This is a genomic window from Idiomarina seosinensis (genome assembly GCF_003987275.1).
Classification (GTDB): Bacteria; Pseudomonadota; Gammaproteobacteria; order Enterobacterales; family Alteromonadaceae; genus Idiomarina; species Idiomarina seosinensis.
In genome coordinates, this window is record NZ_PIQF01000001.1 from 740,192 (window position 1) to 753,359 (window position 13,168).

A 13,168-nucleotide genomic window follows, 5' to 3' on the forward strand; every position below is an offset into this window, starting at 1 on the left:
GGTGACTATTGTGTAGATTAAGGGTCAAGGCAGTCGTGAATAATCAGAGGAAACGATATGGGCTTTATTCAGCGCTTTACAATTACTCAACGCCTGGTTGCATTGTTGGGTATCGCAGCATTTGGCACGGCACTAATGGTCGCGTTTATGATGTTTATTCTAAACGGATTACTGGTCGACGAAGAAAAGCGTAAACTCGACGCGGTACTCGACTCGGCACACACTATTGTTGAGCATTATTACCAGCAATATCAGCAAGGTAACTTATCTGAGCAACAAGCGCGGGAACAGGCGTTTGCCCGACTCAATAAAATTCGCTACGAAGGCAGTGAGTACATTTTCACCTTGAACCAGAAAGGTGTCATGGTGCAACACCCTTTCACTGAGTCGTTAATTGGAAAAAATGTACTTGATTATGAAGATCCTGAAGGTACCCGTCTGTTCCAACAAATGGTGACTAAGGCGCGCTCTTCAAACCGCGGAACCGTCGAGTATATTTGGCAAAAAGGTAGTGATAGCAGTAATTTGGTCCCCAAAATAAGTCGCATTCGGGTATTTGAACCGTGGAATTTGATTATGGGGACAGGCCAGTACACCGATAACATCGCTTCCATGTTGTGGCAGGAATTCATCAAGCTCGCGGGCTTAGCAGTCGTTCTCTCGGTTCCTTTGTTACTGTTGTTTGTACTTATCATTCGCAGCATTACCCGCCCAATGAAACATATTAATGCAGCGATGGTTGATATTGCTCAGGGTGAAGGCGATCTGACCCGCCGATTAAACTCAACAGGCTCTGATGAACTCTCATTACTAGCCGCCTCTTTTAATGATTTTGTCAGTAAAATTCAGCAATTGGTGCATAACGTCCAGGTAAGTGCCGGCGAAGAGGCACAAGCAGCGGAAAGACTGTCAGAGTTAAGTAATCAAAGTAGCGCTCAGAGTGATGAATTAAAAGCTCAAACTGAATCAGTAGCAGCAGCTATTAATGAGATGTCGTCCTCTGCCAGCGAAGTTGCCGAGCACGCGCGTGAGGCAGCGCAATCGGCAAATACAGCTGATGAGGAGTCGGGTCGCTCAGCGGTGATTGTGCGGGAAGCGGTTAATAACATTGAGGCACTTACTGGCGAACTGCAAAAAGCAGGCGATCAAGCTCGTTTGTTACAAGACGGTTCAGATAAAATTGGCAATATCCTGGGTGTGATTGTTGCGATCGCGGAACAAACCAATCTATTGGCCCTAAATGCGGCGATTGAAGCAGCCCGCGCCGGCGAAGCCGGTCGCGGATTTGCCGTGGTTGCCGACGAAGTCAGAACATTAGCAACCAGGACACAACAGTCAACCGATGAGATTTCGACCATCGTTGACAGTATCCAGGGGGCTATTAAAGATGTTACCCATATTATTTCAGCCGTGGAGGACCGCTCGAAAACAACTAATGAAGGGGCGCTTAAAGCTGAGCAAGCGATCGGACAAATTCAGGAAGCGGTGGCCAGTATTTCGTCAATGAACGTGCAAATTGCGTCGGCCACGGATGAACAATCTCGTGTTACCCGGGAGTTAAGTGAGAACATTACCGGTATCAGCGACCTCTCTAATGACAATCAGTCAGCAAATCAACAAGTTGCTCAAGTTAGCCAGCAGTTAACCAAGAACAGTGTTGATCTAAGTCAATTGGTGTCGCGGTTCAAGACAGAATAGCCTTTATTATTATGGGGATATTAGTATTATCCCCTCTGTACCTTTATTCTTTAAAGGTGTAAAATTCGAGTACTTTTACAAGGATGCTGGCTTTTAGTTAAGCGGGTAAAAGTCACCATTTTCCTGAACTCAATCACCGCGGAATAAAAAGATGAGTCAAACAATTCCACAACAACCGATCGAATATAATATGAAGGTCGTACGGCAATTCACCGTTATGACTATTATTTGGGGTATCATCGGCATGGCGTTGGGAGTATTAATTGCGGCACAGTTAGTGTGGCCGGAATTAAACTTTAATACGCCTTGGCTAACCTACTCCCGACTACGCCCGTTGCATACTAATGCGGTTATTTTTGCATTTGGTACCAGCGCTTTATTTGCAACCTCGTATTACGTGGTGCAAAAAACCTGTCGCACACCTTTGTTTTCGAACAAGTTGGCGAGTTTTACCTTCTGGGGCTGGCAAGCAGTTATTGTTTCAGCCGTAATTACCTTACCTTTAGGTTTAACCAGTACTAAAGAATACGCAGAGCTGGAATGGCCGATCGATATTCTGATTGCCGTTACCTGGATTGCTTACGCGATTGTGTTCTTTGGTACTCTGGCGATACGTAAGACCTCACACATATACGTAGCTAACTGGTTTTATGGTGGCTTTATCGTTGTTATCGCTATGCTTCACATCGTTAACAGCATGGCAGTTCCAGTATCATTCACTAAGTCCTATTCAATGTACTCTGGCGCAGTAGATGCCATGATTCAATGGTGGTACGGCCACAATGCGGTTGGTTTCCTGCTGACGGCGGGCTTTTTGGGAATGATGTATTACTTCGTACCAAAACAAGCTGAGCGTCCAGTCTACTCCTACCGTTTATCGGTTGTGCATTTCTGGGCTCTTATCTCATTGTATATTTGGGCTGGCCCGCACCATTTGCACTACACTGCCCTGCCAGACTGGACACAGTCATTGGGTATGGTGATGTCAGTCATTCTGTTTGTGCCTTCATGGGGCGGTATGATCAACGGTATCATGACGCTGTCTGGTGCCTGGCATAAACTGCGTACCGATCCAATTCTGCGCTTCCTGATTGTGTCTTTGTCGTTCTATGGCATGTCGACCTTCGAAGGCCCGATGATGGCGATCAAGTCAGTAAACGCACTATCGCATTACACCGACTGGACTGTTGGTCACGTACACTCTGGAGCTTTAGGCTGGGTTGCAATGATCACCATCGGCTCTATGTATTATCTGGTACCGCGTTTGTTTAACCAGAAAGAGCTTCACAGTATTAAACTGGTGAATATGCACTTCTGGTTACACACTATTGGCGTCGTATTCTACATCGTATCAATGTGGATCTCAGGCGTTATGCAGGGCCTTATGTGGCGCGCGACGAACGCAGACGGCACCCTCACCTACAGCTTTGTAGAGAGTGTACAAGCTTCCTATCCATTCTGGGCTGGACGTTTTGTTGGTGGTGTTTTCATTGTTGTTGGGATGCTGTTAATGGCGTACAACTGCTACAAAACTATCCAAGCAGGTCGCCGCGAAACGGCTGCCGGTAACATCGTTCAAACAGCCTAAGGGAGTTAGCAATGAGTCGCATTAAACACGAATTTGTTGAAAAGCACCTAGGCTGGTTGTCTGTGCTAATGATTTTAGCGGTATCCATTGGTGGTATCGTTCAAATCACACCGTTGTTGTTTCAAAGTCAGGTTCAGGAACCTATTGATGGTTTAGAACCATACACTGCTTTGGAGCTTGAAGGCCGCGATATTTACATGCGTGAAGGCTGTGTCCAATGCCATAGCCAAATGATTCGACCTTTCCGTGCCGAAACTGAACGCTATGGTCATTATTCATTAGCTGGTGAGCACGTTTGGGAATTTCCATTTTTATGGGGCTCCAAGCGTACCGGTCCTGACCTGGCTCGTGTCGGTGGTCGTTACAGCGATGAGTGGCACCACGTTCACTTAATGAATCCGCGTAACGTGGTTCCTGAATCTAATATGCCGGCGTTTCCATGGTTAGATGAGAATAAACTAACCGGTGAAGATACCGCGAAGAAGATGCAGGTAATGAAGCAACTGGGCGTTCCCTATACCGAAGAAGATATAGCCGGCGCTCGTGAAGCTGTTCAAGGTAAGACAGAAATGGAAGCCTTGATCGCTTATCTGCAGTCACTTGGTACCGCATTATCACAGGCTGATAAGTAATGGGATTTGGTGAATGGCATGGCATTTGGACGATCATAATACTGGTCTTGTTTTTGGCCATCGTTTTATGGTCGTTCTTTAGCCGACGCGCAAAAAAACAATTTGATGAAGCAGCTAACTCAATTTTTGAAGAAGAGGATGCCTCATCAGTAAAGGACAGCGACAAACCGGAGTCGAAGAAAGATGAGTAGCTTCTGGAGTGCATGGATAATCGTTTTAACGTTAGGAACCTTAGTCGTTCTAATTTGGTTGCTGCGTTGGAATATGAAAAACTACACCCATATCGAAGAAGGTCAGGAAATGGACCACGAATTCGATGGGATTGTTGAAATTAATAACCCGCTGCCAAAATGGTGGACCTATTTGTTCTGGGCCTGCTTTGTTTGGGGCTTCTTGTACCTGGCGCTTTACCCGGGCCTGGGTAATTTCCAGGGCCTGTTAGGCTGGAAAAGTTCTAATCAGGACGTGCAGTCGCTGGAAGAATCACGCCAGGCAATGGAACAGGCAAAAGAGCAAGGTCTTATCGTAGAGTATGATCGCGCAGTACGTGATGCCGAAGAAAAATACGGGCCAATCTTCGAAGCCTTTGCTGAGCAATCAATACCTGAGCTGGCTAAGAATGAAGATGCGCTTGACGTTGGTCAACGTCTGTATCTGCAAAACTGTGCTCAATGCCATGGCTCTAATGCGATGGGCGGCCCCGGCTTCCCTAACTTAACGGATGACGCCTGGTTATATGGTGGCGCGCCAGAGGACATTAAGCACACGCTGCTAAATGGACGTCAGGGTAATATGCCGGCCTTTGGTGAACAGTTCTCCGATAAGGAAATCACTGAATTGGCGAACTATGTCGCCAGCTTAAGTGGTCGCGGTGTTGACCCGAAACTGGCAGAAGCGGGCAAGCAAAACTATGCCGTTTGTGCTGCTTGTCACGGTCAGGATGGTAAAGGCAATCAACAGCTGGGCGCGCCTAACTTAACCGACAACGTTTGGTTGTATGGCGGCTCAATCAATAAGATTGAAGAAACCTTACACTATGGACGTAACGGGGTTATGCCGGCCTGGAAAGATATCCTCGGTGAGGATAAAATCCACGTAGTTTCGGCTTATATTTATAGTCTTTCCAACGATTAACGAGCGTTGAACATCAAAACCCCGCTACGGCGGGGTTTTTTACATGAGGTAAGTAATTATGGTGAAGCCCTGGTATAAGCAGTTTTGGCCTTGGTTTCTAATTTCTGTCCCGGTTGTGGTTATGATTGTATGTGCGATCATCATTTACCTTGCAGTCACGCAAGGCAACTTCTCCATGGTCGTCGATGATTATTACAAACGCGGTAAAACAATAAACGCAGTTATTGCCAACGTGCAACGGGCCCAGGAACTGAATATTAGTTTTCAGTTTAAAGCGGCTGATGGCAAACTAGCTCTTCGTTATCATTCTGGTGAGCCTGAAGAACTTAGCGCGTTAACCGTTAACTTTGTGCATGCGACAGACGAGGATAGAGACTTTGTTCGCCGTGTTACTGTCGCCAGTGACGGCATTTATCGAGCCGACATCCCTGCCAATGTCGATAGCAAATGGACAGTGACGATTGAACCTTTCGACCGGCAATGGAAAGTAAGCCAAAAATATCGTTTACCAAAAACAGAATGGACACTTGTTGAACCCCTACTCTATGGTGTTTAACAATGAAAACAAATCAATCTACTTGTTTTCATTGTTTACAGCCGATTCCCAAAGGAGTCGATTTAACAGTGACTTATCAGCAGCAACAGCAGCCGGTGTGTTGCGCCGGTTGCCAGGCAGTTGCTGAAACGATTATTGAGCACGGTTTGAGTGCCTTTTATAAGCACCGGGATCCTGACAAACCTCAACAAACGCCGATTTTACCGGAAGAGCTTAAAGATCTGGATGTTTACGATCATCCTGACGTGCAAAAGGAGTTTGTTCGCGAGTTAAATGGCGATCTGCAACAAGCAGCACTTACCGTATCAAATCTGACCTGTTCCGCCTGCGCCTGGCTAATTGAGCGAGAGTTACAAGCAACCCCAGGCGTCGAGCGTGCTGTCGTCAATCTATCCAGCCAACGATTACAGGTAACCTGGCACCCAGAACAAGTTGCTATCAGTGACATGATTAAACGTTTGGCGGCGATCGGTTATAACGCACTGCCGTTTCAGGCGAACCAACAAGAGCAGCAATTTAGCCGGCAACGCAAGGGGTTCATCCGCCGGCTTGGTCTTGCAGGCTTGGCCACCATGCAAGTTATGATGTTGGCGTTTGCCCTTTATTTTGGGGTTGTCAGCGATCTTAGTGATGAAACCCGCCAGTATATTTGGGTGGTTAGCTTGCTATTTGCCACGCCAGTTATTTTATACAGCGCTCAACCATTTTACATGGGGGCGATGCGTGCCTTACAAGCCCGCACGCTGAACATGGACGTGCCGGTCAGTATTGCCTTATTAGGTGCCTACAGTGCTAGTTTGTATGCTGTGTCTAAAGGTTCTGGAGAAGTGTATTTTGAATCTATTTCAATGTTCACATTTTTCTTGTTATCTGGCCGCTACCTGGAGCTTTTGGCAAAAGAAAAAGCCCTCCGATTTGCCACTAACCGACTCACCTTGATGCCTCAGTTAGCAACGCGGGAGACTGCTGATGGATCTGAATCAGTAGCGGTTAAACAGTTAAAGGTTGGTGATGTTATTGTGGTTAATCCCGGCGATACGATAGCCGCAGATGGTGAGTTACTATCTGATTCAGCCTGGGTTGATGAAAGCTTATTGAGTGGTGAAAGCGTACCGAATTTTAAACAACAGGGACAATTGTTAGTTGCTGGCAGTATCAACCAACAGTCAGCTATCCGGTTAAAAGTAACTGCTGCCGCGCAGCAGACAGTATTAGCCGGAATTGTCGCTCTGCAAGATTCGGCGTTGGCGGATAAACCTAAGGTGCAGCAGGTCATCGACCGTGTGGCCACCTACTTTGTCAGTAGTATCTTAGTTATCGCAACTATCACTTTCTTCAGTTGGTGGTGGATTGAACCTGAACACGCACTGTGGGTAACCCTGGCTGTGTTGGTAGCAACTTGTCCCTGTGCACTGTCACTGGCTGCGCCGACCGCTATAACCGGAACTATTCACCGACTTAATCGTCGCGGTATTTTACTAAAAGGCGCACAAGTGCTGGAATCGGTTAAGAATCTTGATGTTGTCTGTTTTGACAAAACCGGCACCCTGACCGAAGGCAAGTTTAAAATAACGCAGCGCAAAGACTTTATTGATAGCGAACAAATCAATCGTCTTGCGGCAGGACTTGAGGCCTTTTCCGAGCACCCTTTGGCAGTACCGTTAAAGCAATTGACACTAAACCCGCGTAAGTTTTCGGCTCAGGTTCATAATATTCCCGGCTCTGGCTTAGAGGTTAAACCTACGGAAAATGAACAATACCGTATCGGTAGCCCCGCTTTTATTCGAGAGTGGCATCCGGATGCTCAATTAGACGATTGCTACACGGTGGTATTAGCTAACCAAGAGCAGATATTGGCCCAGTTTAGGATAGAAGATGATATTCGCAGCGATGCCAAACAGACGATAGAGCAACTTCAGGCGCAAGGGATACGGACCATCCTGGTTAGCGGTGACAGTCAGCCAAGGGTTCAGGATATGGCTGAAAAAATGGCCATAGAAGAAGCTCATAGTGAGCAAAAACCTGAACAAAAGCTGGCACTAATAAAAAATCTGCAAGCAAATGGACATACCGTATGGATGGTCGGAGACGGACTTAATGATGGTCCGGTTTTAGCTCAGTCGCATTTATCGATGACTTTTGCGAATGCCTCCGACCTTGCAAAAACCGCAGCTGACGTCGTTATCTTGTCAGAGCAACTGACTAGCGTCGGCGAGGTTATTCGAAGTGCCCGTCAATCACGTGCTATTATGCGTCAGAACTTTACTTGGGCAGTGCTCTACAATACTGCGATACTGCCGGTTGCCGCGTTCGGACTAATTGCTCCCTGGGCGGCCGCTTTGGGTATGTCGCTAAGTTCATTGTTGGTCATTGCCAACTCGCTGAGGTTATATCGCGAATGAGTGTTATATATGCCCTAATTCCTGTTGCCATTATTTTCGTCATCATTGCGGTCATTGTATTTTTTTGGGCGGTAAAATCTAACCAGTTTGAAGACATCGAACGCGAGGGAATGCGAATTCTACTGGATGACGACGAAGAACAGGTAAACAAGAAGGACAACAACGGCAACCATGACAAATAACGCCGATGTTCTCACTGCATTTATTATGGGCTTGGCCGGAGCCGGCCACTGCTTAGCCATGTGTGGTGGAATCGCCAGTGCAATAGGAGTGCAAAACCGGCTCTCTAATATTGTGCTCTACAATTTTGGCCGGATGCTGTCTTACATTCTTTTAGGCGCCATTGTTGGTGGTGCTGTAGCTCTGATCGCACCAGACTCCCCGCACACAACAAAGCTATTACGCTGGTTAGCGGTGATTTTTCTGCTGGCTCTCGGGCTTTACTTTACCGGCTGGTGGCCAGTTTTGACTAAACTTGAGCAGGCAGCTAAGCCTGTTTGGCAACAGATTAAACGACTTGCTCCTAAACCGCAGCAGAGTTCAACAGGAGCCAACCGAGTAGCGGTTCTGTTTGCCGGAGCAGTCTGGGGTTGGTTACCCTGCGGGTTGGTCTATAGTGCCTTAAGTTACGCGGCAATTAGTGGCAGCGCTACCGGTGGCGGTTTAATTATGGCGGCCTTTGCTATCGGCACATTTCCAGCAATGATTGGCGCCGGTTATTTTAGCCATGCTATGCGCGCCATTCTGCAAGCTCAGGGCTTCAGAACCGCTATTGGCTTGTTATTAATCATTTACAGCCTGTGGACTGCATTGACCTTAGTTCGCCCTTATTTTAATTAGGCACTCGCGCTTAACTGAGCTAACCTTACATCAGGACTAAGGGCAAAGACACAGGGTATATATATGGACGCTTTCCGACACGTTTTAGTCGTTGTTGATCCCGCCGACGAACAACATAAAGCCATTAACAGAGCATTGCACATGGCTCGTTTAAGCGATGCTCGATTAACACTCTTCTTATCTATCTATGATTTCTCTTACGAAATGACCACCATGCTTTCCAGTGATGAGCGTGACACCATGCGAGCTAACTTAATTGCAGATCGTAAGGCTTGGTTAACGGACTTATTGGCTGATTATGACACCGTTGATGTAAGAATAGACCTGGAAGTGGTCTGGCATAACCGTCCATTTGAGGCGATTATCGAAACGGCGATAAAACATCAGCACGATTTAATTATTAAGGGCACACAGGTTACCTCCAGCATTCAGAACTTGTTATTCACGCCAACGGATTGGCATTTGTTGAGGAAAGCCCCCTGTGCCGTGTTGTTAGTTAAAGAGCACGCATGGCCAGAGCACGGCCAGATCATAGCAGCGGTGCACAGTGGCTCGGATGAAGCCCATCACGACAAGCTTAATGTTCGTATTATTGAACATGCGGAAACCATGAGTAAGGTGCTGAAAGCCAGTGTCCATTTGGTCAATGCGTATCCCGGAGCACCGGTCAATGTAGCCGTTGAGATTCCTGAGTTTGATGTCACCCAATACACTGAAGAGCTAGAAAAGCACCACCAACATAAAATGCAGGAATTGGGTCGTCGTTTCGATATTCCGGAAAATCAGCAGCATGTTGCACAGGGCTTACCTGAGCAGGTTATTCCCGATTTTTCTGAAAAACTGGATGCTGAACTGGTCGTTATTGGCACTATTGGTCGCACCGGCCTGACCGCTGCGTTGCTGGGTAACACTGCGGAACACGTTCTCGAACGGTTGAATTGCGATGTGTTAGCGCTAAAACCAGAGGGTTTTGTTAGTCCCCTGGCCTAATTGAATCGGGAAAAAATCGCGTTTTGCCCACTGCGACGACTCGGGTATAATCGCCGGCTACACAAATGTGGCTATGTTGAGTTAATGGGTATAATGCTATGACGGCAGTAACAGCAGAAAAAGATTATAGTTTTAATAAGCTACAAAAGCGTATCCGCCGCGACACCGGTAAGGCCATTCAACAATTTGGCATGATCGAAAGCGGCGACAAAATAATGGTGTGTCTGTCGGGCGGTAAAGACAGTTACACGCTGCTAGATACCCTGCTCTACTTGCAGCGGGTAGCGCCGATTAAGTTTGAACTGATTGCGGTCAATCTGGATCAAAAACAGCCGGGCTTCCCCGAGCATGTGTTACCCGAATATTTACAGCAGCTTGGTGTGGATTACCAAATTGTTGAAGAGGACACCTACAGCATTGTTAAAGATAAGATTCCTGAGGGAAAAACTACCTGTTCACTATGTTCACGACTGCGCCGCGGCATTTTATATAAGACAGCTAAGCGTCTGGGCGCCACTAAAATCGCATTGGGTCATCATCGCGATGATATGATCGAAACCATGTTCCTGAACCTGTTTCACGGCGGTAAGTTAAAATCAATGCCTCCCAAACTAGTCAGTGACAATGGCGAGCACGTGGTGATTCGTCCATTGGCTTTTTGTCGGGAAAAAGATATTGCCCGTTACTCAGAGGCTCAGCAGTTCCCAATAATTCCCTGCAATTTATGTGGTTCGCAGGAAAATCTGCAACGTAAGCAAATAAAAGCGATGCTCAACCAATGGGATAAACAATCTCCAGGGCGCATCGAAAGCATCTTTACGGCCATGCAGAATGTAACGCCGTCACATCTGGTTGATGCCAGCTTATTCGACTTTAAATCAGTGATTGCTACCGGCGAAGCAGATGACGATGGTGATTGGGCCTTTGATGCTCCTCCGTTACCTGCCGCAGACACAAAAAAAGGGCCGACTAGCGACCCTGATAAAGCGATTAAAATTACTCAGATTGCTTAGTTTGCTGTTTGCGATTCGTCCAATTGCTCTTTAACCGCCTGAACTATCGGGCGGTTAACCCGAATCATTGCTTGTAACTCTTCAATGTACTCATCACCGCGCTCGGAATAGCTACCAAGCCCTTCTACCAACTCTACGGCCTTGAGTTCCTGGTCACGCAAACGCTTTTGTTCACGCAGCAAACGCAGGTCTGCATATGGCGGGTGGGTGTTGATGTTGCGCATGTAGCTACGAACCGACTGGTTGACTGAGTCAAACTTTGCCACTTCGTAAATTTGCCCTTCTGGCCGCTGACCGGGAACAATACCGCAACCTTCACGGAAACACCATTGGCCGAATAGGTTCAAACCTTTTCGTGCGAACCGGGATGTTCCCCAAGCTGATTCATTTGCCGCCTGAACCAGTACCATCATTTCCGGAACAATATCGATGCGACGCTTTAAGAACTCGAATATCTGCTCATCACCCAGGCTCGGATCGACTTCATAGTAGTCAATCAGCTGCGCCAGTTGTTGCCGATCGGCATCATTAAGCATGTTTTGTCCGGCTCTTTCTTCAATTTCTAAAACTTTTGCCCGGGTATGCAGTAAACGAAGATTCTCAGCCTCTATCAGCGGTAGCAAATAGGCAAAAAATTCTGCCTTCTTTTCCCGAACATTGGTAATTTCTGAAAAGTCAGGCAGTTCATCATACACCCCTACTTTGGGTACCGGTGGCAAGCCTTCAACCTCTACTACAGCGGGCTCAGCGGGTTTAAAATCCACCGTAAACGGCACGATAAGGAATGCGAGACTAACCGCAATAAAAAATACAATAAATAACACACGCATTATTGGAATCTCCTAAGCCGTCCAGGGCTTGTTGTCGTCTTTGGGTTGTTCCTGATCAAGGTTAACGGTTACCCCGACTACCTCCTTATAAACGACACCGACTAAATTAAAGATCAGCGGTACGATATAGATCAGTGGAATACCAAACATCAGTAAGCTCAGTATAATCAGCCCAGTGACGATAAGCATTAAAGTTACAAACGCGGGTAATTTGTAGTTAATAATTCGAACAGAGTAGAAGATAGCGTTCAGCGGTGTAATGCCTCGTTCGACCACCAGCGGTAAAGAAAAAGCAAACACTGTGGTTAAGTACACCTGCGCTAAAATGCCAGTGGCCCAATGCAATTCGGTCAGCAGCATAATACTTGACTGAGTAATCAAGCTGGTGATGACCAATGTCAGAATTAGCGGCCCGGCTTTACTAAAGCCATTAAAGATATCAGCAGCCTTAGTCGGAATATCGACGCTGTGCCGTATTCCCATTAGTAACAACCCACCCCAAAATGGCGCGCCAACGGCGGCGCCAAAGAGCGAAAGCGCCAGTAAAGCCTGCTTTGATAAAGGTTTATCTGGGGTAGAGAACTCTTCCAGCCAAGCTTCTGGTAAGAAACTTACTGTAATAAAAGATACAATAATGAGTATTCCCATAAAGGCTAAAAAGCCCAAAAAAATAGGAACCCAATGTTTTTTCGTCAGCTCGAACGTCTGCTTAAACGCATCACTCAGACTAAGCGTGTATTGGCCATTAACTGCATCATTTAAGTTACCACCAATGACCACTGTTTCTTGATTTTCGTTATTTGCTTGCATGAATACCTGTTAGGCTTGAAACACTCGCGCTATATAGTAGAGGATCTTAGCCCTTGATAACAATGAAAAGGAACAATTGATGAAACGGCCGATAAAAAAACGCGCTTCACGACCGCGCCCTGCCAACCCCAAACTGGTGGTGTTTAATAAACCTTACGGGGTGCTTTCTCAATTTTCCGGAGAACCTGGCGATGCTACCTTAAAAAACTGGATCCCGCACAATGAAGTCTACCCGGCAGGACGCCTTGATAAAGACAGTGAGGGTTTAATGCTGTTGACTAACGATGGCGTCTATCAAGCCCGGTTGGCGAACCCTAAGTACAAAGTATGGAAGACGTATTGGGTTCAAGTGGAAGGTGAACCTAGCGAAGACCAGCTTAAACAGTTATGCAGTGGCGTTGAACTCAAAGACGGCATGACTCGACCGGCGGAAGTTTTTTCCATGCCAGAGCCTAATAACCTTTGGCCACGTAATCCGCCGGTACGAGAGCGTCAGTCAGTTCCTGATAGCTGGTTGTGTATTCGTATTCGGGAAGGTAAAAACCGTCAGGTACGCCGTATGACGGCGCATGTTGGACTACCGACGCTACGACTAATTCGGGCCCAGGTCGGTCCTTATAAATTAGCCACTTTGCAACCCGGAGAATGGCGTGAAGAGCCGCCATTGTGGTAGAA

At 46.9% G+C, this 13,168-nt stretch carries 14 protein-coding genes; 12 read left to right on the forward strand and 2 right to left on the reverse strand.

The genetic code is table 11. The annotated features are described in order from the left end of the window. Positions 1 to 57: 57 nt before the first annotated feature. The 11 genes from CWI81_RS03585 (at position 58) to ttcA (ending at position 10,853) form a co-directional block, all read left to right on the forward strand. Positions 58 to 1,698: a methyl-accepting chemotaxis protein gene (locus tag CWI81_RS03585; protein WP_126783848.1), complete on the forward strand. Its 1,641-nt coding sequence runs from the start codon at positions 58 to 60 to the stop codon at positions 1,696 to 1,698. Between the two features lie 151 nt (positions 1,699 to 1,849). Beyond that, on the forward strand, positions 1,850 to 3,286 hold the full coding sequence (ccoN, locus tag CWI81_RS03590) for a cytochrome-c oxidase, cbb3-type subunit I (protein WP_126783849.1): 1,437 nt from the start codon (positions 1,850 to 1,852) through the stop codon (positions 3,284 to 3,286). 11 nt (positions 3,287 to 3,297) lie between these two features. Continuing rightward, positions 3,298 to 3,918 (forward strand): cytochrome-c oxidase, cbb3-type subunit II, encoded by a 621-nt coding sequence (gene ccoO, locus CWI81_RS03595; protein ID WP_126783850.1) that lies wholly within the window; start codon positions 3,298 to 3,300, stop codon positions 3,916 to 3,918. Continuing rightward, positions 3,918 to 4,109, forward strand: coding sequence for a cbb3-type cytochrome oxidase subunit 3 (locus CWI81_RS03600; protein ID WP_126783851.1), 192 nt, complete (start codon positions 3,918 to 3,920; stop codon positions 4,107 to 4,109). The genes ccoO and CWI81_RS03600 overlap by 1 nt, the downstream gene beginning before the upstream one ends. Continuing rightward, entirely contained in the window at positions 4,102 to 5,052 is a 951-nt protein-coding gene (ccoP, locus tag CWI81_RS03605; protein WP_126783852.1) for a cytochrome-c oxidase, cbb3-type subunit III, read from the forward strand. The genes CWI81_RS03600 and ccoP overlap by 8 nt, the downstream gene beginning before the upstream one ends. Before the next feature lie 58 nt (positions 5,053 to 5,110). Further along, a complete protein-coding gene (locus CWI81_RS03610) occupies positions 5,111 to 5,608 on the forward strand; it encodes a FixH family protein (RefSeq protein ID WP_126783853.1) in 498 nt (165 codons plus the stop codon). Between the two features lie 2 nt (positions 5,609 to 5,610). After that, positions 5,611 to 8,010: a heavy metal translocating P-type ATPase gene (locus tag CWI81_RS03615; protein ID WP_126783854.1), complete on the forward strand. Its 2,400-nt coding sequence runs from the start codon at positions 5,611 to 5,613 to the stop codon at positions 8,008 to 8,010. Then, on the forward strand, positions 8,007 to 8,192 hold the full coding sequence (gene ccoS / locus CWI81_RS03620; RefSeq protein WP_126783855.1) for a cbb3-type cytochrome oxidase assembly protein CcoS: 186 nt from the start codon (positions 8,007 to 8,009) through the stop codon (positions 8,190 to 8,192). The genes CWI81_RS03615 and ccoS overlap by 4 nt, the downstream gene beginning before the upstream one ends. Further along, positions 8,182 to 8,850 carry a sulfite exporter TauE/SafE family protein gene (locus tag CWI81_RS03625; RefSeq protein ID WP_241970334.1) on the forward strand — a complete coding sequence of 223 codons (669 nt, stop codon included), beginning with the start codon at positions 8,182 to 8,184 and terminating at the stop codon, positions 8,848 to 8,850. Before ccoS ends, CWI81_RS03625 begins: the two co-directional genes overlap by 11 nt. A 63-nt stretch (positions 8,851 to 8,913) precedes the next feature. Continuing rightward, positions 8,914 to 9,840, forward strand: a complete 927-nt coding sequence (uspE, locus tag CWI81_RS03630; RefSeq protein ID WP_126783856.1) for a universal stress protein UspE — start codon at positions 8,914 to 8,916, stop codon at positions 9,838 to 9,840. A 98-nt stretch (positions 9,841 to 9,938) separates the two neighbouring features. Continuing rightward, a complete protein-coding gene (gene ttcA, locus CWI81_RS03635) occupies positions 9,939 to 10,853 on the forward strand; it encodes a tRNA 2-thiocytidine(32) synthetase TtcA (protein WP_126783857.1) in 915 nt (304 codons plus the stop codon). On the opposite strand, the gene CWI81_RS03640 is transcribed toward ttcA, so the two are convergent. Next, entirely contained in the window at positions 10,850 to 11,683 is an 834-nt protein-coding gene (locus CWI81_RS03640; protein WP_126783858.1) for a glucosaminidase domain-containing protein, read from the reverse strand. The two genes, ttcA and CWI81_RS03640, sit on opposite strands and share 4 nt — an antisense overlap. Positions 11,684 to 11,695: 12 nt before the next feature. Continuing rightward, on the reverse strand, positions 11,696 to 12,493 hold the full coding sequence (locus CWI81_RS03645) for a DUF2189 domain-containing protein (RefSeq protein WP_126783859.1): 798 nt from the start codon (positions 12,491 to 12,493) through the stop codon (positions 11,696 to 11,698). 79 nt (positions 12,494 to 12,572) lie between these two features. On the opposite strand from CWI81_RS03645, the gene CWI81_RS03650 reads away from it, so the two are divergent. Next, positions 12,573 to 13,166: a pseudouridine synthase gene (locus CWI81_RS03650; RefSeq protein WP_126783860.1), complete on the forward strand. Its 594-nt coding sequence runs from the start codon at positions 12,573 to 12,575 to the stop codon at positions 13,164 to 13,166. Positions 13,167 to 13,168: the final 2 nt, after the last annotated feature.

What these genes read in the sequence shown, in the direction of transcription:
- CWI81_RS03585 (WP_126783848.1), top strand. Translation starts at nt 58, where the DNA reads ATGGGCTTTATTCAGCGCTTTACAATTACTCAACGCCTGGTTGCATTG.
- ccoN (WP_126783849.1), top strand. Translation starts at nt 1,850, where the DNA reads ATGAGTCAAACAATTCCACAACAACCGATCGAATATAATATGAAGGTC.
- ccoO (WP_126783850.1), top strand. Translation starts at nt 3,298, where the DNA reads ATGAGTCGCATTAAACACGAATTTGTTGAAAAGCACCTAGGCTGGTTG.
- CWI81_RS03600 (WP_126783851.1), top strand. Translation starts at nt 3,918, where the DNA reads ATGGGATTTGGTGAATGGCATGGCATTTGGACGATCATAATACTGGTC.
- ccoP (WP_126783852.1), top strand. Translation starts at nt 4,102, where the DNA reads ATGAGTAGCTTCTGGAGTGCATGGATAATCGTTTTAACGTTAGGAACC.
- CWI81_RS03610 (WP_126783853.1), top strand. Translation starts at nt 5,111, where the DNA reads ATGGTGAAGCCCTGGTATAAGCAGTTTTGGCCTTGGTTTCTAATTTCT.
- CWI81_RS03615 (WP_126783854.1), top strand. Translation starts at nt 5,611, where the DNA reads ATGAAAACAAATCAATCTACTTGTTTTCATTGTTTACAGCCGATTCCC.
- ccoS (WP_126783855.1), top strand. Translation starts at nt 8,007, where the DNA reads ATGAGTGTTATATATGCCCTAATTCCTGTTGCCATTATTTTCGTCATC.
- CWI81_RS03625 (WP_241970334.1), top strand. Translation starts at nt 8,182, where the DNA reads ATGACAAATAACGCCGATGTTCTCACTGCATTTATTATGGGCTTGGCC.
- uspE (WP_126783856.1), top strand. Translation starts at nt 8,914, where the DNA reads ATGGACGCTTTCCGACACGTTTTAGTCGTTGTTGATCCCGCCGACGAA.
- ttcA (WP_126783857.1), top strand. Translation starts at nt 9,939, where the DNA reads ATGACGGCAGTAACAGCAGAAAAAGATTATAGTTTTAATAAGCTACAA.
- CWI81_RS03640 (WP_126783858.1), bottom strand. Translation starts at nt 11,683, where the DNA reads ATGCGTGTGTTATTTATTGTATTTTTTATTGCGGTTAGTCTCGCATTC.
- CWI81_RS03645 (WP_126783859.1), bottom strand. Translation starts at nt 12,493, where the DNA reads ATGCAAGCAAATAACGAAAATCAAGAAACAGTGGTCATTGGTGGTAAC.
- CWI81_RS03650 (WP_126783860.1), top strand. Translation starts at nt 12,573, where the DNA reads ATGAAACGGCCGATAAAAAAACGCGCTTCACGACCGCGCCCTGCCAAC.